Source organism: Streptomyces sp. TOM-9 (assembly GCF_056858595.1).
Map to the genome: position 1 here is coordinate 5,295,457 of NZ_JBXEQB010000001.1, position 18,820 is coordinate 5,314,276.

The following is an 18,820-nucleotide window of genomic DNA, read 5'->3' on the forward strand; positions in this document are numbered from 1 at the left end:
CCCTCGCTTTTGCCGAAGGTCCCGGCCCCCCGACGCTGAAGCCATGGACACCACCGACCGTGCACAGCGGCTCCGCTTCGGGCTGAGCCTCGACCCGGACGCCGGCCGTCTGCCGGAGACGCTGGAGCTGGCGGCCGCCGCGGACGCCGCGGGGCTGGACCTGCTCGCCCTGCAGGACCACCCGTACCAGCCCGGGCACCTCGACGCGCTCACGCTGTCCGCCCTGGTCGCGGCCCGCACCTCGCGCATCTCCGTCTTCACCGACGTCGCGGACCTGCGGCTGCGGCCCCCGGTCATGCTGGCCAAGACCGCCGCGAGCCTGTCCGCGGCGTCCGGCGGCCGCTTCCAGCTCGGCGTGGGCGGCGGCGGCATACCGGAGGCGATCGGCTCGATGGGGGCGGCGCCGATGCCGCCCCGCGAGGTCGTGGCGTACACGGAGGAGTCGCTGCGGATCATGCGGGCCGCGCTGGACGGCGGGCCCGTGCGGCACCGCGGCGACGTGCTCACGGTGCCCGGCTACCAGGCCGGCCCGGTGCCGCCGCGCCGGGTCGAGCTGTGGCTCGGCGGGCAGCGGCCGCGGATGCTGGCGGTCGCGGGCCGGGCGGCGGACGGCTGGATCTCGCCGCTGAACATCTACGTGCCGCCGCAGGAGGTGCCCGAGCGCCAGCGCGTCGTCGACGAGGCGGCCCGCGCCGCCGGGCGCGATCCCGCGCGCGTCCGCCGCATCTACAACGTGATCGGTGTCATCGGCGGCTCCGGTGCCCCCGGCCTCAACGGGGACGTCGGCCGGTGGGCCGACACCCTCGCCGAGTGGGCGACCGTGCTGCGCTTCGACACCTTCGTCTTCTGGCCCGTCACCGCGCACCGGCAGCAACTGGAGGTCTTCGCCGGCGAGGTCGTGCCGGCCGTCCGCGAGCGGGTGGCCCGGTGACGCCCGGCCCCGGCCTCGGCCCTGCCCCGGCCGCCGCCTTCGCGGTGCCCGCCGCCCTGGCGGAGCGGACCGTGCTCCCCGGCGACCCCCGCTACCCGCTGCTGCGCTCCACCTACACCACCGTCGCCCGCCCCGCCGCCGTGGTCCTCGTCCGCGGGCCCGGCGACATCGCCGCCGCCCTCGCCGCGGCCCGTACGCAGGGACTGCCCGTCGCCGTGCGCTCCGGCGGCCACGGGCTGTCCGGCCGGTCGTCCAACGACGGCGGGGTCGTCATCGACCTCTCCGGGCTCGACGAGGTCCGGGTCCTGGACCGGGCGGCCCGTCTGGTGCGGGTCGGTGCGGGCGCCCGCTGGGGCCGGGTGGCGTCCACGCTCGCGGCGCACGGGCTGGCCGTCAGCTCGGGCGACCACGGCAACGTGGCGGCCGGTGGCCTGGCCACCGCGGGCGGCATCGGCTGGCTCGCCCGTACGTACGGGCTGACCGTCGACCGGGTCCGCGCCGTCGAGCTCGTCCTGGCCGACGGGACCGCGCTGCGCGCCGACGCCACACACCACCCGGACCTGTTCTGGGCGGTGCGCGGGGCGGGCGCGGGCGTGGGGATCGTGACCGCCTTCGAGATCGAGGCGATGGACCTGGGGGACATCGGCGTGGCCCAGCTGGTCTTCGAGGCCGACCGCGCGGGCGGCGCCCTCGCGCAGTGGGCGGCCGCGACGGCCGCCGCGCCGCGCACGCTCACCTCCGCCGCCCACCTGCTGTCCAACGGCCCGGCCCTGGCGCTCTCCGTCACCGTCGCCGTGGCCGACGACGACCCCGACCGCGTCCGTGAGGCACTCGGCCCCCTGGTGGCGGGGCGCTACCGCCCGCTCCAGGCCACCGCCCAGCTGGCCCCGTACACCGCGCTGGTCTCCGCCGCCCACCAGCACGCCAACACCGGTCAGCAGCCCGTGGTGAGCACCAACTCGCTGCTGCCCGCGATGACCCGGGACGCCGCACGCGCCGTCATGGCGACCGCGGGCGACCGGCGCCGGCCGGCCTTCGTCCAGCTGCGCTCGCTCGGGGGCGCGATCAACGACGTACCGGCCGACGCCACCGCCTACGCCCACCGCACCCAGCAGGTCCTGGCGCAGGGCAACCTCTTCCCGCCGCACGGGCCGGACGACCTGCACCGCCTGTGGACGCCGGTCCGTGAGCTCGGCACCGGCAGTTACGTGAACTTCGAGAGCGGCACCGGCCCCGGCGTCTTCGACCGGGCCTACCCGGGCGCCACCGGCGCGCGGGTGCGCGAGCTGTGGCGGCGCCACGACCCGGACGGCGTCCTGCGCCCGCTCACCCCCGGCTGACCGGGCCCGGGCCGGACCTGCGGCGCTCCGCGAAGGGCCCGCCCGGCCCGAAGGCCAGCGCCGCGAAGCGCCGGCCCATCCGCCGGTAGCCCGCGGCGTTGGGGTGCAGGTCGTCGGGCAGGTCGGCGACGTCGCCGGGCCCGAAGAGCCGGCGACCGTCCAGGTAGTGCAGGTTGCGGTCGCCGGAGGCGGCCCGGGCGGCCACGATCCGGGCCAGCTCGGCCCGGATGACGGTGAGCGTGAGCGCGCCGCCGGGGACGTCCGCGGCAGAACCCATGGCCACCACCCGCGGGACGGGGGCCGACAGGTCGGGCGCGGTCGGGCCGGGGGTGGTCTCCACGACCGGGCAGCTGATGGGCGACACGACCAGCAGCGGGGTGTCCGGGTGCCCGTCGCGGACGGTGTCGAGGAAGCCGTGCACCGCCGGGCCGAAGGAGCGCAGCCGGAAGGCGTCCCGGTTCACGATGTTGATGCCCAGCTTGAGGCTGATCAGGTCGGCCGGCAGGTCCCGGATGGTCCGGGCGACGTACGGGTCGAGCATCGCGTTGCCGCCGAGCCCCAGGTTGAGCAGCTCGGCCCCGGCCAGGGCCGCGGCGAGCGCCGGCCAGGTGGCGGTCGGGGACTCCGCCGCGGCGCAGTGGCTGATGGAGCTGCCGTGGTGGATCCAGCGCCGCCGGCCGGTCGGGCGCGGCGGCAGCACCTCGGCGTCCGCCCACAGCCCGACCAGCTCGGTGCGGGTCTGCTGCGGCAGCCACAGCTCGACGTCCTTCTCGCCCCGGGGCAGGTCGTCGAACCGGACCCGCCCCGGCGCCCCCGGCTCGCGCCGGGAGGGCTCGGCGAACAGGTCCGGCTTGTGGAGGACGTCCCCGGGCGGCGCGGGGGCGCTGCCGGCGCGCCTGCCGTCGACGACCAGGTCGACGACCCCGGCGGGCAGCGGCTCCGAGGTCCCCGCCAGCTGCCAGACCGAGGTCAGCAGTTCCAGCTCGACCACCCGGGCGGCGGTCCGGAACGCCAGCCGTACGCCGGAGGGCAGGGCGGTCATCTCGTCCATCAGGACGTCCGGGTACTGCGCCCGCGTCCACGCCGGGAGACGCCGCGGCAGCAGCCCGGCCCTCGTCCGTTCCAGGTCGAGCGCGCCGCGGATCTCCACCGGGCCCCCGGTCAGCGGGACCGCGTGCAGGGCGTGCGTCGCTGTTGTCACGTTTTCTCCCTGCCCGGGACCGGCCGTCGGCACACGGCCGCGCCATCGGATCCGGCATCCGGTGCCGTGCCCGCGCCGATGGGCGCGGGACGTGCAGGGGGGCGCGAGCGGATCCCGGTCCCCGGCGGCCCCTACGGAACCAGGACGACCTTGCCCATCGTGCCGCGGCCTTCCAGGGCCGTGTGCGCCGCGGCGGCCTCGGCGAGCGGGAAGCGCTGCACGGCGGGGGTGAGCCCCCCGGCCGCCCACTCGGCGAGGGCCTCCTCCTCCAGCGTCCGCAGGCCGGAGCGCAGCATCGCCGGACCGAGGACGACCTGGGAGGTGATGCCGCGCGCGGCCAGTTCGCCGGGCGCGAACTCCAGCGGGCCGCCGGACGCCCAGCCGTAGACCACGTGCCGTCCGCCCGGGCCCAGCAGGTCCACCGCCCCGCGGCCGAGGTCGCCGCCGACCGCGTCGAGCACGACCGTGCCCGGCCGGCCGCCGAGGGCGGCCCGGGCCGCGCCAGTCCAGCCCTCGGCGGAGTAGTCGACGGCGGCGTCCGCGCCCAGCTCCAGCACGCGCGCGGTCTTGGCCGGCCCGCCCGCGAGCCCGAGGACGACGGCCCCAGCGGTGCGCGCGGCCTGTACCAGCAGGCTGCCCAGCCCGCCCGCCGCCGCGGTGACCAGGACCGTGCCGGCGGGGCCGAGCGGTGTCTGGCGCAGGATGCCCAGGGCCGTGCGGCCGGTGCCGATCATGGCGACGGCCTCGGCGGCGTCCTTGCCGTCGGGCAGCACGTGGAGCTTCTCGACGGCGGTGACGGCGAGTTCGGCGTAGCCGCCCGGCGCCATGCCCAGATGGGCCACGACGCGCCGGCCGAGCCACTCGGGGCCGACGCCCTCCCCGGCGGCCTCCACGGTGCCGGCCACCTCGCGGCCCGGGACCGTGGGCAGTTCGGGCAGCGGGTAGGGGCCCTTGGGGTCGCCGGAGCGGATGGCGGTGTCGATCACGTGGACGCCGGCAGCGGCGACGGCGATGCGCACCTCGCCGGGGCCGGGCTCCGGGTCCGCGGTCCTCTCGTAGCTCAGGTTCCCGGCCGGGCCGAACGCGTGGAGACGGATGGCGTGCACGGTGCTTTCCCCCTGGACACGACGACAGTGGGCGGTCGGATGATCCGCACCGCCCACTGTCCGACCTCAACCGCGGTTGAGGTCAAGCGAGGAGCTTCGCCTTCGCCTTGGTGTACTCCTCGTCGGTGATGTGGCCCTGGTTCTTGAGCTCGGCGAGCTTGGACAGCTGGTCGACGTTGCCGCCCGCCGTCCCGCCCTCGCCCGCGGCGGCCTGCCGCACGTACTGCTTGAAGGCCGCGTCCATTTCCTTCGCCTGCTTCTGGTCCCGCTCGGCCATGCCCTTGCCCCGGGCGATGACGTAGATCAGCACGCCGATGAAGGGCAGGAAGATCAGCAGGATGATCCAGCCGGCCTTGGCCCAGCCGCCGACCGTGTGGTCGCGGAAGAGGTCACCGATGATCCTGAAGAGCAGGAAGAACCACAGCACCCAGCAGAAGATCAGGAGCATCGTCCAGAAGAGGTTCAGCAGAGGGTAGTCGTCCATGCCCCAAGTGGACGGCGGCCGAACGGGTCCCGCACCTGGGATTGCGCCGTTCGGGCTACAGGCGGGGGAAACGCGCCGCCAGGTCCCAGATCACGGGGTTGGCGTCCAGGCCGTCGTGCATGTCCGTCAGGTCGGCGACCAGGTCGTGCAGGAAGTCGCGGGCCTCGCGGCGCAGCTCGGCGTGGGGGAAGGAGAGCGGCCGGTCGTCCGGCGCCCAGTCGGCGCCGACGTCGACGAAGCCGAAGCGGCGCTGGAAACGGAGCCGGTCGGTGGACTCGGTGAAGTCCAGCTCGGCGTACTGGGGGCGGGCCGCACGGCTGCCGAGCGGGTCGCGGTCCAGCTGCTCGACGATGTCGCACAGCGCCCACGCGAAGTCAAGGACCGGCACCCATCCCCAGGCTGTGGACAGTTCGCGGTCGGCCGTCACGTCCGCCAGGTAGACGTCCCCGCAGAACAGGTCGTGGCGCAGCGCCCGTGCGTCGGCGGTGCGGTAGTCGGTCTGCGGGGGGTCGGGGAAGCGGCGGGAGAGCGAGTAGCCGAGGTCGATCACCCGCCGATGGTACGCGGCGGCCCCGGCGGCAGGTCCTTGTGGAGGACGGAGCACGGGCGGCCCATCTGCCGGTCCTCGCGGTGGTCGATCACCCGGTAGCCGAGCGTCCGCCAGAACGCCAGCGCGCCGGGGTTGCCGTCGAGCACCGCAAGGCGCACGCCGTCCCGTCCCCGCGCGCGCAGCCGTTCCTCGACCAGCCCGGCGAGTTCGCGTCCCAGCCCCGAGCGGTGCCGGCCGCCGTGCACCATCAGCAGGCCGATCCAGGGGTAGGGGTCGAGAGGATCCGGGTGCTCGGCGAGGGTGACGGCGAGGCCTGCCAGGCTCCCGTCATCGTCGTCGTGGGCGAGCAGCACTTCCGTGGCCGGGTGGGCCAGTTCGGCGTTGACACTGCCCGCGACCTGCTCCGCCGTGACGGACCCGGGGTCGGGGAAGTCACCGGTGGCGCGGTGGAAGGCGGGGTTGGAGGCGTACAGCTCCGTCAGCCCGGCGAGGACGCCGGGCGGGAGGGAGCCGTCCACCGGTACGAGGGGTTCGAGCACCAGCATGCCCCGCACGCTAGTCGCGTGCGGGGCACCGGGCGCCGCATTAAGTGAGGCTCGTGGGACCCGACGGGTGTCAGAGGCCGACGCCGAAGTCGGTGGCGATGCCGGCGAGGCCGGAGGCGTAGCCCTGGCCGACCGCGCGGAACTTCCACTCGGCACCGTTGCGGTAGAGCTCGCCGAAGACCATGGCGGTCTCGGTGGCGGCGTCCTCGCTGAGGTCGTAGCGGGCGATCTCGGCGCCGCCGGCCTGGTTGACGATGCGGATGTAGGCGTTGCGGACCTGGCCGAAGTTCTGGCTGCGGGTCTCGGCGTCGTAGATCGAGACGGGGAAGACGATGCGCTCGATGTCGGCGGGCAGCCCCGCCAGGTTGACGTTGATCGCCTCGTCGTCGCCCGCGCCCTCGCCGGTGCGGTTGTCGCCGGTGTGGACGATGCTCTGGTCCGGCGTCTGCTTGTTGTTGAAGAAGACGAAGTAGGCGTCCGCGTAGACCTTGCCGCTCGGGTTGAGCGCGATGGCGCTCGCGTCGAGGTCGAAGTCGGTGCCGGTGGTGGTGCGCACGTCCCAGCCAAGACCCACCGTGATGGCCGCCAGGCCCGGTGCTTCCTTGGTGAGCGAGACGTTGCCGCCCTTCGACAGGCTTACAGCCATGGGAGTCCCCTCCGTGATGTCGGTCATTCGTGCCGACGACGACGCTACCTTCACAGGGGGGAACGTCGTGAGAGGCCGGCATGGTTCCTTTACGGCGAAAAACGCCTCCCGGGCCATGTCCCGGAAAATCCTGTGACTGCGGCGGCCGTCGGCGGGATCATGGGGGACATGTCCGGGCCGCCCCCTCTCGTCGTCCGCGGCTCGGTCTCCGTTCCGGAGGCCGAGCTGATGTGGCGTTTCTCCCGGTCGTCCGGACCGGGCGGCCAGCACGTGAACACCTCCGACAGCCAGGTCGAGCTGCGATTCGATCTCGCCAATTCCGAGTCGTTGCCACCGGTGTGGAAGAAGCGTGCCCTGGAGCGGCTCGCCTCCCGCCTGGTGGGTGGCGTCCTGGTCGTACGGGCCTCCGAGCACCGCTCGCAGTGGCGCAACCGGGAGGCGGCGATGACGCGCCTGGCGGCGCTGCTCGCCGAGGCGACGGCGCCGCCGCCGAAGGTGCGCAGGCCCACGAAGATCCCGCGCGGCATCAACGAGCGGCGGCTGCGGGAGAAGAAGCGCCGTGGCGACACCAAGCGCGGCCGGGACCCGCGGGGCTGGTCCTGAGCCCTGGCGGCGTCCTGCGTGCCCGGCCCGGCCGGGCTCCTCAGCCGAGGTGCCGGTAGCGGCCCCGGAAGTACATCAGCGGCGCGCCGTCGGCGCTGGGGGTGCGCGCGGTCAGCACGCGGGCGATCACCAGGGTGTGGTCACCCGCCGGGACGCGCTGCTCGGTCTCGCACTCCAGCACGGCCAGGCCGCCGCCGAGTATCGGAGCCCCCGAGACCTCGCCGCGGTAGTAGGCGACGTCCTCGAAGAGCAGCCGGTCGCTGATGCGGCCGCGCATGGCGAAGCGGCCCGCGATGTGCCGCTGGCTCTCGCTCAGCACGGACACCGCCCAGCGCCGCCGGCGCTCCAGCAGTTCGTCCATGCGGGACCCCTCGCGCAGGCTCACGAGCACCATGGGCGGCTCCAGGGAGACCGAGACGAAGGCGGTAGCGGTCATGCCGACGTCCTCGCCCCGCGGACCGTCCTCGGGGTCGTGGGCGGTCACCAGGACCACCCCCGCGGCAAGGCGGGTCATGGCGGCGCGGAAGGCATCGCTGTCCACGCCCGTCAGGGGTGGCTCGGAACCGTCGGGCACGGTCCCAGGATGCGGGATGCGGGGCGCGGAGGTGATTGACTGTGACACGCCCCGACGCTAGCCGGACTGCCGCACCACCCGCATCGGACTTCGGATCGAGCCAGGTCCTAGGACCTCGCGGCCACCCCCGCTTCCGGTCGTACGACCCCCGCTCACCTGCTCGATTGTGTTCAATGGGTGAAGGCGGAACACCGGCCTGCTCTACGCTGCGTGATCGGAACACGACAATCGGATGTGACTTGAGTCACAAGGGGCATGAATTGTTGACCCTGTGTACCGGTCGAACTGCTCGCTGTGATTCAGTTGCGGTGGGAATTGGACCACAACGGACCACAAGCAGTCTCAGGAGTTGTCGTCGAGGGCCCGGGGAGAGCGCATGGACACCGAGTCGGAGCCGTATGTCCGTCTCGCGACCCTGCGCCAGGTGCACCAGGTCGTGGCCGACCTCAACTGCGCGCGCAGCCTCGCCGACACCCTGCAGGCCGTGGCCGACGGCGTCGTCAAGGGCCTCGGCTTCGAACTGGCCGTGGTCAACCTCGTCCGCCCCGACGGTGACCTGGTCGTCGCCGCCGTCGCCGGGAGTGCCGCCGCGGAGGCCCTGATGGCCGGCCGGGTCGGCTCACGCGCCTCCTGGGAGCGCCGGCTCACCATGGGGGAGCGCTGGGGCACCCTGCGCTTCATACCCCACCACGAGGGCTGGGTCCTGGACGGCGACGACGTCCCCAGCTGGCCCGGTGACGGCCCGCCGCCCCGCTTCCCCGACGAGTGGCACCCCGAGGACCGCCTCCTCGCCCCCATGTACGCCAACCCGGCCGGCGGGGGCGAGCTGATCGGTGTCATCTCCGTCGACCGTCCCGTGGGCGGCCGCCGGCCCGGCCCCTGGGGCCGCGAGGCGTTGCAGATGTACGCCTTCCAGTCCGCCATCGCCATCAGCAACGCGCGTCTACGTGCAAATATGCAACGTGCCCTGGTCCGTCTGGAGCGCGAGCAGCAGGCGTTGCGGGCCAGCGAGGAGAGCTTCCGGCAGGCCTTCGAGTACGCGCCCAGCGGCATGGCCATCGCCGAGATGGGCGGAGACCAGCACGGCAAGCTGGTCCGCACCAACGACGCGCTGTGCCGGCTGCTCGGTCGCCCGGCCGCGGTGCTGCGCCGCCACTCCTTCTCCGACCTCGTCCACCCCGAGGACGTCGGCGTCCTGCTGCGCACCAGCGCCGAGGGCGGCCGCGCCGAACTGCGGCTGCAGCGCCGCGACGGCAGTTACGTGTGGGTCAACCTGCGCAACTCCGTCGTCGCCGACACCGCCGACGGGCCGCGCTTCCTGCTCACCCACGTCGAGGACATCGAGGAGCGCAAGGGCCGCGAGATCGCCCTCGCCCACCGCGCCAGCCACGACTCGCTCACCGGCCTGCCCAACAGCGCCGAACTGCGCGCCCGGCTGTCCGGCAGGATCTGCGCCCGTCCGCAGGCCCCGGACGCCGACGGACACACCGCCGCCCACGCGGGCACCGACGAGTTCGCCTACACCTACGACTACGACCCGATCGAAAGCGCCGCCCGGCTGTCCGGCTTCGACCACCACACCCACACCGTCGCGCCCTCCGACGACGCGGACGGCGGCAAGGGCCTGGCCGTGCTCTTCTGCGACCTGGACGGCTTCAAGTCGATCAACGACCGCTTCGGCCACCACACCGGCGACGCCGTGCTCATCGAGGTCGCCCGCCGCCTCACCAGCGCGGTACGGGACGGCGACACCGTGGCCCGGCTGGGCGGCGACGAGTTCGTCGTCCTCGCCGACGGCCTCGGCCGGGAGGACGCCGAGGACCTCGCCGTCCGCCTGCGCAACGCGATCATCCCGCCGATCCGCTTCGAGGGCCGCGCGGTCCGGGTCGGGGCGAGCTTCGGCATCGGCTGGGCCGGCTGCGGCATGACCGCGGACGAGGTGCTGCAATCCGCGGACCAGCGCATGTACATCGAGAAGCGCTCCCGCAACGGCACCCGCAGCCACCGCCGCGCCGCGGGCTGACCGCACGGGGGACGCACCCCTGGCGGCCCGGTGGCCTCATCCCCGGCGGAGGGCACGCGTCCACCCTGGGGAGTACCCCGGATCGCTCCTCCGGTTGACTCCCGCACGCATCCGGGATGCCTACGCTGGGTTACGTGCAGCGCCTCTACGATTTCCTCCGCAGGCACCCGACCTGGGTCGACGGCTTCTGGGCCCTCGTCCTGCTCGGGTTCTCCTCCCTGTGGATCGTCGCCGACGAGCTGCACGCGCACTCCCGGGTCGCCGCCGTGCCGCTGGCGCTCGCGCTGTCCGCCGTGGTCGCGCTGCGCCGCCGCATGCCGGAGAAGATGCTGCTGCTCGCCGTCCTCGTCGGGGCGCTCCAGCTGCTGCTGGACGTCCAGGTCAACCCCGGCGACTTCGCCATGCTGGTGATCATCTACACCGTCGCGGCCAACGGCGCCCGCTGGGCGTCCCGGCTCGCCCTCGCCGGCGGCCTGGTCGCCTCCACCATCTCCACGCTGCGCTGGCCCAACGAGACCGAAGGCCAATGGGCCGACGCCGTCTCCGCCGTCTTCCTCGCCGTCCCCTTCCTGCTCGCCTGGGTGATCGGCGACAGCCTCCGCACCCGCCGCGCCTACTACGCCGAGCTGGAGGAGCGCGCCGCCCGCCTGCAGCGCGAGCGCGAGGCCCAGTCCAAGGCCGCGGTCGCCGCCGAACGCGCCCGGATCGCGCGCGAACTGCACGACGTCGTCGCCCACAACGTCTCCGTCATGGTCGTCCAGGCCGACGGCGCGGCCTATGTGCTGGACGCCTCCCCGGAGCAGGCCAAGCAGGCCCTGGAGACCATCTCCACGACCGGCCGCCAGGCGCTCACCGAGATGCGCCGCCTGCTCGGGGTGCTGCGCGCCGGCGACGACGGGGGCGGCGAGTACGTGCCGCAGCCCGGCGTCGACCAGCTGACCGACCTCATAGAGCAGGTCCGGGGCGCCGGCCTGCCGGTCGCCTTCGAGGTCGAGGGGGAGTCCCGGCCGCTCGCCAGCGGCGTCGAGCTCACCGCGTACCGCATCGTGCAGGAGGCGCTCACCAACACCCGCAAGCACGGCGGGCCCGAGGCGCGCGCCAAGGTCCGGCTCACCTTCGGCGACGGCGACCTCAGCCTCCTCATCGAGGACGACGGCCGCGGCGCCCAGCAGGAGCTCTACGAAGGCGGCGGCGAGGACGGCCAGGGCCAGGGCCTCATCGGCATGCGCGAACGCGTCGGCATGGTCAGCGGCACCCTGGACGCCGGGCCGCGCCCCGGCGGAGGCTTCCGGATCAGCGCGGTGCTCCCGGTGAAGGCTTCCCGCTAGCGGGAAGCGAAGACCACACAAGAGGGAAAGAGGACCGGACCCATGGCGATCCGCGTGATGCTCGTCGACGACCAGGTGCTGCTGCGCACCGGCTTCCGCATGGTGCTGCAGGCCCAGCCCGACATGGAGGTCGTCGCCGAGGCCGGGGACGGCGCGGAAGCCGTCGCGACCCTGCGCACCACCCCGGTGGACGTGGTCCTCATGGACGTCCGCATGCCCCGCCTGGACGGCGTCGAGGCCACCCGCCAGATCTGCGGCGCCCCCGACCGCACCCCCGACGACGGCGGGCCCCGCGTGCTCATCCTGACCACCTTCGACCTCGACGAGTACGCCTTCTCCGCGCTCAAGGCCGGCGCGAGCGGCTTCATGCTCAAGGACGTGCCCCCGGACGAGCTGCTCACGGCGATCCGCGCCGTCCACAGCGGCGACGCGGTCGTCGCCCCCAGCACCACGCGGCGCCTGCTCGACCGCTTCACGCCGCTGCTGCCGAGCACGAGCCAGCCGACGCACAAGGAGGTGGACCGGCTGACGGACCGCGAGCGGGAGGTGCTGCTGCTGGTCGCCCAGGGGCTGTCCAACGGGGAGATCGCGGCGAAGCTGGTGCTCAGCGAGGCGACGGTGAAGACGCACGTCGGGCGCATCCTCACGAAGCTGGATCTGCGGGACCGCGTGCAGGCGGTCGTCCTCGCGTACGAGACGGGGCTCGTCCGCGCGGGCAGCGGCAGCGGCGGCGCCGCCTGACCCGTGACCCTCGTGTGCGGGTGCGTTGTTCCTGCGGCGGGCGGGTGGACGCCCGCCGCAGGCACAACGCACCCGCACACAAAAACCCGGGCAGCCCGGCGTAGCCGGTCAGGCGGTGCCGCGGGCGACGTCCACGAGACGGAGGAAGTCCGCGACGGCGTCCCCCACGGCGGCGGGGTCCCACTCGAGCGCGGACGCGCCCACCGTGACCTCCGTCATGGCGACCCCCGGCACTTCCGCCTCCGCCCAGCGGCCGAAGAGCGCCGTCTTGGTCTCCTCGGCCTGCCGCACCGCGGCCCCGTTGAGGACGTCCGCGGACTCCGCGAGCCACACCTGGAACTGGTGCGTGTGCGGCACTTCCGGGTGCACCCGGACCCAGCCCGCCCCCGCCGCGAGTGCGTCCCGCAGGGCCGCCGCGACGACCTTCGCGTGCGCCACGTACTCCGGAAGGCGCGGCAGTTCGTGGTCGAGCCCGTCGAGCGCCGCCAGCACCGCCGGCCACTGCTGGAAGACCAGCCCGCCGTAGCGGTGCCGCCAGGTGCGCGCCTCGGCGGCGAGGTCGGCGGGGCCGGCCAAGGCGGCGCCGGAGATGCCGCCGAGGGACTTGTAGAAGGAGACGTACACGCTGTCGGCGAGCCCCGCGATCTCGTCCAGGGGCTGCCCGAAGTGCGGCGGGCACTCCCACAGGCGGGCGCCGTCGAAGTGGACGACGGCGTCGCGCTCGCGTGCCGCGGCCACGGTGGCGGTGAGTTCGTCCCAGGTGGGGAGGACGAAGCCGGCGTCCCGGAGCGGCAGCTCCAGCATGAGCGTGCCGAAGGGCTCGTCCATGCCGCGGACCTCGTCCGCGTCCGGTATGCGGCGGGCCGTGGTGGGGTGGACGGTCCGCAGCCCGCTCAGCGCGGACAGCGCGCCGCGCTCGTGCACCTCGGGGTGGGCCAGCGGGTGCAGGGCGACGACCGGGTTGCCGGTGCGTCCCGCCCAGCAGCGCAGGGCGACCTGCTGGGCCATCGTCCCGGTGGGGAACCAGACGGCCTCCTCCGTGCCGAGCAAGCCGGCCACCCGGTGCTCCAGTTCGGCGACGATCCCGTCGCCGTACATGTCCACGGGGCGCTCCAGGCCGTCCCGTCCGGCCAGTGCGGCCAGCCGTTCCCGCATCGTGGCGGGCTTCCCGTGGGACAGCACGCGGTCGCAGGCGCGTACGGCGGCGATGCGCCGCGCCTTCTCGTCATCGGCAGAGGTCATGGACCGATCCTGCCGCCCCGGAGGGCGCCGGGAAACATTCGCGTAGCATTGACGAGAACGTCCGGTACCCCCGTGAGGACTGGAACGGAAGGCCAGCGCAGCGTGAACGCATCGCACACCCCGGGGCCCCTGCCCCCCGACGTGGAGGCCCGCCCCGCGCGGCTCACGGTCGGCGTCGTCGGCGCGGGGCGGGTCGGTACCGCGCTCGCGGCCGCGCTGAAGCTCGCCGGGCACCACCCGGTCGCGGCGTCGGGTGTGTCCGACGCCTCACGCCGCCGTGCCGCCGCCCTGCTGCCCGACGTGCCGCTCGTGGAGCCGGCCGAGGTGCTGGCCCGCTCCGAACTCGTCCTGCTGACCGTGCCGGACGACGCGCTGCCGGAGCTGGTGGCCGGCCTCGCCGAGACCGGGGCCGTACGGCCGGGCCAGCTGCTGGTGCACACCTCGGGCCGGTACGGCACCGGCGTGCTGCAGCCGGCGCTGCGCGCGGGCGCGCTGCCGCTGGCCCTGCACCCGGCGATGACCTTCACCGGCACCTCCGTCGACGTGCAGCGGCTGGCCGGCTGCTCCTTCGGCGTCACGGCACCGGCGGAGCTGCGGATGGCGGCCGAGGCCCTGGTGATCGAGATGGGCGGCGAACCCGAGTGGATCGAGGAGTCGGCGCGCCCGCTCTACCACGCGGGCCTGGCGATCGGCGCGAACCACCTGGTCACCCTGGTCGCCCAGTCCATGGAGCTGCTGCGCGCCTCCGGCGTCGCCGAACCCGGCCGCATGCTGGGCCCGCTGCTCGGCGCGGCCCTGGACAACGCCCTGCGCTCCGGTGACGCCGCCCTCACCGGCCCGGTCGCCCGCGGTGACGCGGGCACGGTCGCGGCGCACCTGGCGGAGCTGCGCCGGCACGCGCCGGAGATGGTCGCCCCGTACGTCGCGATGGCCCGCGCCACGGCGGACCGCGCCCTGGCGGGCGGGATGCTGAAGCCGGAGTTCGCGGAGGCGCTGCTGGGCGTCCTGGCGGACGGCGCCGAAGGGGGAAAGCGATGACCGGGCTGGTGCACACCGCGCGCGAGCTGCGGGCGGCCGTCGAGGGCCGGCCCGGCGAGGTCGGGGTCGTCATGACCATGGGCGCGCTGCACGAGGGGCACGCGACCCTCGTGCGCACCGCCCGCGAGCGGGTGGGGGACGGCACCGTCGTCGTCACCGTCTTCGTCAACCCGCTGCAGTTCGGGCCGGGCGAGGACTTCGACCGCTACCCGCGCACCCTCGACGCCGACGTCGAGACCGCCGGGCGGGCCGGCGCCGACCTCGTCTTCGCGCCCGCCGCCGACGAGGTCTACCCCGGCGGGCCGCCGCAGGTGCGGATCAGCGCCGGGCCGATGGGCGAGGGCTACGAGGGCGCCGTGCGCCCCGGCCACTTCGACGGCATGCTGACCGTCGTCGCCAAGCTGCTCCACCTGACCCGGCCGGACGTCGCCTTCTACGGCCAGAAGGACGCCCAGCAACTGGCCCTCATCCGCCGCATGGTGACGGACCTGAACTTCCCGGCCGAGATCGTCGGCGTGCCCACGGTCCGCGAGCCGGACGGCCTGGCCCTGTCCAGCCGCAACCGGTACCTCTCCGACGGCGACCGCGGGACCGCCCTCACCCTCTCCCGCGCCCTGTTCGCCGGGCGCGACGCGCTGGACGACGGGCCGGAGGCCGTACGGGCCGCGGCGCGGACGGTGCTGGAGAAGGGCGACGGCCTCGCGGTGGACTACCTCGCCCTGATCGACCCGCGCGACTTCACCGAGGCCGCCCCCGGCCACACCGGGCCGGCGGTGCTCGCGGTCGCCGCCAGGGTCGGCACGACCCGGCTGATCGACAACATCCCCCTGGAGTTCGGAGCCCGCCGATGAGCGGCACAGGTACAGGCATACGGCTGCACTCCCCGGCACCCGGCTGGGCGCACGAGGCGGACGTGGTGGTGGTCGGCTCAGGCGTCGCCGGGCTGACGGTGGCGCTGCGCTGCGCCGCGCAGGGCGCCAAGGTCACCGTCGTCACCAAGGCCCGGCTCGACGACGGCTCCACGCGCTGGGCGCAAGGCGGCATCGCCGCCGCCCTCGGCGAGGGCGACACCCCGGAGCAGCACCTGGACGACACCCTTGTGGCGGGCGCAGGCCTGTGCGACGAGGAGGCGGTGCGCACCCTGGTCACCGAGGGCCCCGACGCCGTCCGCCGGCTGATCGCGACGGGCGCGCACTTCGACACCAGTGAGGCCACCGGCGAGATCCTGCTGACCCGGGAGGGCGGTCACCACCGCCGCCGGATCGCCCACGCGGGCGGCGACGCGACGGGCCTGGAGATCTCCCGGGCGCTGATCGAGGCCGTGCGCGAGGCCAGGATCGAGTTCATCGAGAACGCGCTCGTGCTCGACCTGCTGACCGACGCCGAGGGCCGTACCGCGGGCGTCACCCTGCACGTCATGGGCGAGGGGCAGCGTGACGGCGTCGGCGCCGTGCGGGCCCGCGCCGTGGTGCTGGCCACCGGCGGCATGGGGCAGGTCTTCTCGGCCACGACCAACCCGGCGGTGTCCACGGGCGACGGGGTGGCGCTCGCGCTGCGCGCCGGCGCGGAGGTCTCGGACCTGGAGTTCGTGCAGTTCCACCCGACGGTGCTCTTCCTCGGCTCGGACGCGGAGGGCCAGCAGCCGCTGGTCTCCGAGGCCGTGCGCGGGGAGGGCGCGTACCTCGTGGACGCCGACGGGGTGCGCTTCATGCAGGGGCAGCACGAGCTTGCCGAGCTGGCGCCGCGCGACATCGTCGCCAAGGGCATCATGCGCCGCATGCAGGAGACCGGCACCGAGCACATGTACCTCGACGGCCGGCACTTCGGCGCGCGGATGTGGGAGCAGCGGTTCCCGACGATCCTGGCCGCCTGCCGCGCCAACGGCATCGACCCGGTCACCACGCCGATCCCGGTGGCCCCCGCCGCGCACTACGCCTCCGGCGGCGTCCGCACCGACCTGCACGGCCGCACCACGGTGCCCGGCCTGTACGCGTGCGGCGAGGTCGCCTGCACGGGCGTGCACGGCGCCAACCGGCTGGCGTCCAACTCCCTCCTGGAGGGGCTGGTCTTCGCCGAACGCATCGCCGCCGACATCGCCGAGCACCCCGCGGCCCCCGGCGCCCCGGTTGTCCCCGAGCCCGGCCGCTCCCCGCTGCTGCCCTCCGAGGCCCGCTTCGCGATCCAGCGGATCATGACGCGCGGCGCGGGAGTGCTCCGCAGCGCGGACAGCCTGGAGGGCGCGGCGGCCGCGCTGAGCCGGATGTACGCCGACGCCGAGGAACTGCTGGAGCGCGACGGCAAGACGGCCGAGCCCTGCGTGGAGACCTGGGAGGCGACCAACCTCTGCCTGGTCGCGCGGGTCCTGGTCGAGGCGGCCCGCCGCCGTGAGGAGACCCGCGGCTGCCACTGGCGCGAGGACCGGCCCGGCCGCGACGACGAGAACTGGCGCCGGCACATCGTCGTCCGGCTCCCCGCCGGTGGTGCGGGGCTGCCCGCGGCACCCACTAGTCTCACCATCCGCACCACCCCCACAGCGGACTTCCCCTCGACCCGTCCTGGAACGGAGCACCTGCGATGAGCACGCCCGACCTCCCCCTCCTGCAGATCGGCGGCGCCGGCGGCGGTGGCTGCGGCGACGGCTGCGGCTGCGGTTCCGGCGACGAGTACGCGCACGACCCGAGCGAGTGCGGTCTCGACCCCGACCTCGCGCAGCTGCTCGTCGACGCCGGGCTGGACCCGGTGCTGGTCGAGGACGTCGCGCACATGGCCATCGAGGAGGACCTGGACGGCGGGGTGGACGTCACCACCGTGGCCACCATCCCCGAGGACGCCCTGGCCACCGGTGACTTCACCGCGCGCGAGGCCGGCGTGGTCGCCGGGCTGCGGGTCGCCGAGGCGGTCCTGTCCATCGTGTGCACCGACGAGTTCGAGGTCGAGCGGCACGTCGAGGACGGCGACCGGGTCGAGGCGGGTCAAGTGCTGCTCTCCGTGCGCACCCGTACGAGGGACCTGCTGACCGCCGAGCGCAGCGCGCTCAACCTGATGTGCCGGCTGTCCGGGATCGCCACCACCACGCGCCGCTGGGCCGACGCGCTGGAGGGCACCAAGGCGCAGGTCCGCGACACCCGGAAGACGACCCCGGGCCTGCGCGCGCTGGAGAAGTACGCGGTCCGCTGCGGGGGCGGCGTCAACCACCGCATGTCGCTGTCGGACGCGGCCCTGGTCAAGGACAACCACGTGGTCGCGGCGGGCGGCGTGGCGGCCGCCTTCAAGGCCGTCCGCGAGGAGTTCCCCGAGCTGGCGATCGAGGTCGAGGTCGACACCCTGCACCAGGTCCGTGAGGTCCTGGAGGCGGGCGCGGACCTGATCCTGCTGGACAACTTCACCCCCTCCGAGACGGAGGAGGCGGTCGCCATCGTCGCGGGCCGCGCCCTGCTGGAGTCCTCCGGCCGGCTCTCCCTGGACAACGCCCGGGCCTACGCCGCGACCGGCGTCGACTACCTCGCCGTGGGCGCCCTGACGCACTCCTCGCCGATCCTCGACATCGGGCTGGACCTGCGGTCCGAGGGGTCGGAGCGGGACTGATGCTTCTCACCATCGACGTCGGCAACACCCACACCGTCCTGGGGCTGTTCGACGGGGACGAGATCGTCGAGCACTGGCGGGTCTCCACCGACGCGCGCCGCACGGCGGACGAGATGGCCGTCCTGATGCAGGGCCTGATGGGCATGCACCCGCTGCTCGGCGAGGAGCTGGGCGACAACATCCACGGGATCGCCATCTGCTCCACCGTCCCCTCGGTGCTGCACGAGCTGCGCGAGGTGACGCGCCGTTACTACGGCGATGTGCCCGCGGTCCTCGTCGAGCCCGGCGTCAAGACCGGCGTCCCGGTGCTCACCGACAACCCCAAGGAAGTCGGCTCCGACCGGATCATCAACTCCCTCGCCGCCGTCCACCTCTACGGCGGGCCGTGCATCGTGGTGGACTTCGGCACGGCCACCACCTTCGACGCGGTCACGACGCGCGGCGAGTACGCCGGCGGCGCCATCGCCCCCGGCATCGAGATCTCCGTGGACGCCCTGGGCGCCCGCGGCGCCCAGTTGCGCAAGGTGGAGCTGACCCGCCCGCGCAGCGTCATCGGCAAGAACACCATCGAGGCCATGCAGTCCGGCATCCTGTACGGCTTCGCCGGCCAGGTGGACGGCGTGGCCGAGCGGATGGCACGGGAGCTCGCCGACGACCCGGACGACGTCACGGTCATCGCCACCGGCGGGCTGGCGCCGCTGGTGCTGGGCGAGTCGGCGGTCATCGACGTCCACGAGCCCTGGCTGACCCTGATAGGCCTCCGGCTGGTCTACGAGCGGAACGTATCGACGACCTGACGACCTGACGGCCCGGCAGCCGACGGTCCGGCAGGCGCACGGGGGAGGCACGCGGCGCGCCCGGCCATATCTGGTTACGCGTATTT

The 18,820-nt window shown here is 74.3% G+C and carries 19 protein-coding genes; 11 read left to right on the forward strand and 8 right to left on the reverse strand.

Annotation, left to right across the window (positions count from 1 at the left end; translation table 11 throughout):
• Positions 1–43 precede the first annotated feature (43 nt).
• Both AC1VWI_RS24710 and AC1VWI_RS24715 read left to right on the forward strand, forming a co-directional pair.
• Positions 44–931: an LLM class flavin-dependent oxidoreductase gene (locus tag AC1VWI_RS24710; RefSeq protein WP_499513203.1), complete on the forward strand. Its 888-nt coding sequence runs from the start codon at positions 44–46 to the stop codon at positions 929–931.
• Complete coding sequence (locus tag AC1VWI_RS24715; RefSeq protein ID WP_499513204.1) at positions 928–2,271, forward strand: FAD-binding oxidoreductase; 1,344 nt, start codon at positions 928–930, stop codon at positions 2,269–2,271. The genes AC1VWI_RS24710 and AC1VWI_RS24715 overlap by 4 nt, the downstream gene beginning before the upstream one ends.
• On the opposite strand, the gene AC1VWI_RS24720 is transcribed toward AC1VWI_RS24715, so the two are convergent.
• The 6 genes from AC1VWI_RS24720 to AC1VWI_RS24745 all read right to left on the reverse strand — a co-directional run bounded on the left by AC1VWI_RS24720 (position 2,258) and on the right by AC1VWI_RS24745 (position 6,803).
• Positions 2,258–3,472, reverse strand: a complete 1,215-nt coding sequence (locus AC1VWI_RS24720) for a GDSL-type esterase/lipase family protein (RefSeq protein ID WP_499513205.1) — start codon at positions 3,470–3,472, stop codon at positions 2,258–2,260. The two genes, AC1VWI_RS24715 and AC1VWI_RS24720, sit on opposite strands and share 14 nt — an antisense overlap.
• A gap of 131 nt (positions 3,473–3,603) precedes the next feature.
• Positions 3,604–4,578 (reverse strand): zinc-binding dehydrogenase, encoded by a 975-nt coding sequence (locus AC1VWI_RS24725; protein ID WP_499513206.1) that lies wholly within the window; start codon positions 4,576–4,578, stop codon positions 3,604–3,606.
• Between the two features lie 82 nt (positions 4,579–4,660).
• Positions 4,661–5,062, reverse strand: a complete 402-nt coding sequence (locus tag AC1VWI_RS24730; protein WP_499513207.1) for an SHOCT domain-containing protein — start codon at positions 5,060–5,062, stop codon at positions 4,661–4,663.
• Positions 5,063–5,117: 55 nt separating this feature from the next.
• Positions 5,118–5,612 (reverse strand): hypothetical protein, encoded by a 495-nt coding sequence (locus AC1VWI_RS24735; protein WP_499513208.1) that lies wholly within the window; start codon positions 5,610–5,612, stop codon positions 5,118–5,120.
• Complete coding sequence (locus AC1VWI_RS24740; RefSeq protein ID WP_499513209.1) at positions 5,609–6,157, reverse strand: GNAT family N-acetyltransferase; 549 nt, start codon at positions 6,155–6,157, stop codon at positions 5,609–5,611. The genes AC1VWI_RS24735 and AC1VWI_RS24740 overlap by 4 nt, the downstream gene beginning before the upstream one ends.
• Before the next feature lie 70 nt (positions 6,158–6,227).
• Complete coding sequence (locus AC1VWI_RS24745) at positions 6,228–6,803, reverse strand: TerD family protein (RefSeq protein WP_499513210.1); 576 nt, start codon at positions 6,801–6,803, stop codon at positions 6,228–6,230.
• A gap of 159 nt (positions 6,804–6,962) precedes the next feature.
• Here AC1VWI_RS24745 and arfB point away from each other — a divergent pair, with 159 nt between their 5' ends.
• Complete coding sequence (gene arfB / locus AC1VWI_RS24750) at positions 6,963–7,406, forward strand: alternative ribosome rescue aminoacyl-tRNA hydrolase ArfB (protein WP_499516901.1); 444 nt, start codon at positions 6,963–6,965, stop codon at positions 7,404–7,406.
• A 40-nt stretch (positions 7,407–7,446) separates the two neighbouring features.
• Here arfB and AC1VWI_RS24755 read toward each other — a convergent pair whose 3' ends face one another.
• Positions 7,447–7,920 (reverse strand): flavin reductase family protein, encoded by a 474-nt coding sequence (locus AC1VWI_RS24755; protein ID WP_499516902.1) that lies wholly within the window; start codon positions 7,918–7,920, stop codon positions 7,447–7,449.
• A gap of 436 nt (positions 7,921–8,356) precedes the next feature.
• Here AC1VWI_RS24755 and cdgB point away from each other — a divergent pair, with 436 nt between their 5' ends.
• The 3 genes from cdgB to AC1VWI_RS24770 all read left to right on the forward strand — a co-directional run bounded on the left by cdgB (position 8,357) and on the right by AC1VWI_RS24770 (position 12,072).
• Positions 8,357–10,003 (forward strand): diguanylate cyclase CdgB, encoded by a 1,647-nt coding sequence (cdgB, locus tag AC1VWI_RS24760; protein WP_499513211.1) that lies wholly within the window; start codon positions 8,357–8,359, stop codon positions 10,001–10,003.
• Positions 10,004–10,137: 134 nt separating this feature from the next.
• Positions 10,138–11,331 (forward strand): sensor histidine kinase, encoded by a 1,194-nt coding sequence (locus AC1VWI_RS24765; protein WP_499513212.1) that lies wholly within the window; start codon positions 10,138–10,140, stop codon positions 11,329–11,331.
• Positions 11,332–11,373: 42 nt separating this feature from the next.
• A complete protein-coding gene (locus AC1VWI_RS24770; protein WP_499513213.1) occupies positions 11,374–12,072 on the forward strand; it encodes a response regulator in 699 nt (232 codons plus the stop codon).
• 108 nt (positions 12,073–12,180) lie between these two features.
• Here AC1VWI_RS24770 and AC1VWI_RS24775 read toward each other — a convergent pair whose 3' ends face one another.
• Positions 12,181–13,314, reverse strand: coding sequence for a threonine aldolase family protein (locus AC1VWI_RS24775; protein WP_499513214.1), 1,134 nt, complete (start codon positions 13,312–13,314; stop codon positions 12,181–12,183).
• A gap of 102 nt (positions 13,315–13,416) precedes the next feature.
• Here AC1VWI_RS24775 and AC1VWI_RS24780 point away from each other — a divergent pair, with 102 nt between their 5' ends.
• Genes AC1VWI_RS24780 through AC1VWI_RS24800 form a run of 5 tightly spaced genes read left to right on the forward strand, consistent with a single transcriptional unit; the run spans position 13,417 to position 18,734 of the window.
• Positions 13,417–14,352 carry a Rossmann-like and DUF2520 domain-containing protein gene (locus tag AC1VWI_RS24780; RefSeq protein ID WP_499513215.1) on the forward strand — a complete coding sequence of 312 codons (936 nt, stop codon included), beginning with the start codon at positions 13,417–13,419 and terminating at the stop codon, positions 14,350–14,352.
• Positions 14,349–15,203 carry a pantoate--beta-alanine ligase gene (gene panC / locus AC1VWI_RS24785; RefSeq protein WP_499513216.1) on the forward strand — a complete coding sequence of 285 codons (855 nt, stop codon included), beginning with the start codon at positions 14,349–14,351 and terminating at the stop codon, positions 15,201–15,203. The genes AC1VWI_RS24780 and panC overlap by 4 nt, the downstream gene beginning before the upstream one ends.
• Positions 15,200–16,930 carry an L-aspartate oxidase gene (locus tag AC1VWI_RS24790; protein WP_499513217.1) on the forward strand — a complete coding sequence of 577 codons (1,731 nt, stop codon included), beginning with the start codon at positions 15,200–15,202 and terminating at the stop codon, positions 16,928–16,930. The genes panC and AC1VWI_RS24790 overlap by 4 nt, the downstream gene beginning before the upstream one ends.
• Positions 16,927–17,937 carry a carboxylating nicotinate-nucleotide diphosphorylase gene (gene nadC / locus AC1VWI_RS24795; RefSeq protein ID WP_499513218.1) on the forward strand — a complete coding sequence of 337 codons (1,011 nt, stop codon included), beginning with the start codon at positions 16,927–16,929 and terminating at the stop codon, positions 17,935–17,937. The genes AC1VWI_RS24790 and nadC overlap by 4 nt, the downstream gene beginning before the upstream one ends.
• Complete coding sequence (locus AC1VWI_RS24800; RefSeq protein WP_499513219.1) at positions 17,937–18,734, forward strand: type III pantothenate kinase; 798 nt, start codon at positions 17,937–17,939, stop codon at positions 18,732–18,734. The genes nadC and AC1VWI_RS24800 overlap by 1 nt, the downstream gene beginning before the upstream one ends.
• The last annotated feature ends 86 nt before the right edge of the window (positions 18,735–18,820 follow it).

What these genes read in the sequence shown, in the direction of transcription:
- AC1VWI_RS24710 (WP_499513203.1), top strand. Translation starts at nt 44, where the DNA reads ATGGACACCACCGACCGTGCACAGCGGCTCCGCTTCGGGCTGAGCCTC.
- AC1VWI_RS24730 (WP_499513207.1), bottom strand. Translation starts at nt 5,062, where the DNA reads ATGGACGACTACCCTCTGCTGAACCTCTTCTGGACGATGCTCCTGATC.
- AC1VWI_RS24740 (WP_499513209.1), bottom strand. Translation starts at nt 6,157, where the DNA reads ATGCTGGTGCTCGAACCCCTCGTACCGGTGGACGGCTCCCTCCCGCCC.
- AC1VWI_RS24745 (WP_499513210.1), bottom strand. Translation starts at nt 6,803, where the DNA reads ATGGCTGTAAGCCTGTCGAAGGGCGGCAACGTCTCGCTCACCAAGGAA.
- arfB (WP_499516901.1), top strand. Translation starts at nt 6,963, where the DNA reads ATGGGGGACATGTCCGGGCCGCCCCCTCTCGTCGTCCGCGGCTCGGTC.
- AC1VWI_RS24755 (WP_499516902.1), bottom strand. Translation starts at nt 7,920, where the DNA reads ATGACCCGCCTTGCCGCGGGGGTGGTCCTGGTGACCGCCCACGACCCC.
- cdgB (WP_499513211.1), top strand. Translation starts at nt 8,357, where the DNA reads ATGGACACCGAGTCGGAGCCGTATGTCCGTCTCGCGACCCTGCGCCAG.
- AC1VWI_RS24770 (WP_499513213.1), top strand. Translation starts at nt 11,374, where the DNA reads ATGGCGATCCGCGTGATGCTCGTCGACGACCAGGTGCTGCTGCGCACC.
- AC1VWI_RS24775 (WP_499513214.1), bottom strand. Translation starts at nt 13,314, where the DNA reads ATGACCTCTGCCGATGACGAGAAGGCGCGGCGCATCGCCGCCGTACGC.
- panC (WP_499513216.1), top strand. Translation starts at nt 14,349, where the DNA reads ATGACCGGGCTGGTGCACACCGCGCGCGAGCTGCGGGCGGCCGTCGAG.
- AC1VWI_RS24790 (WP_499513217.1), top strand. Translation starts at nt 15,200, where the DNA reads ATGAGCGGCACAGGTACAGGCATACGGCTGCACTCCCCGGCACCCGGC.
- nadC (WP_499513218.1), top strand. Translation starts at nt 16,927, where the DNA reads ATGAGCACGCCCGACCTCCCCCTCCTGCAGATCGGCGGCGCCGGCGGC.
- AC1VWI_RS24800 (WP_499513219.1), top strand. Translation starts at nt 17,937, where the DNA reads ATGCTTCTCACCATCGACGTCGGCAACACCCACACCGTCCTGGGGCTG.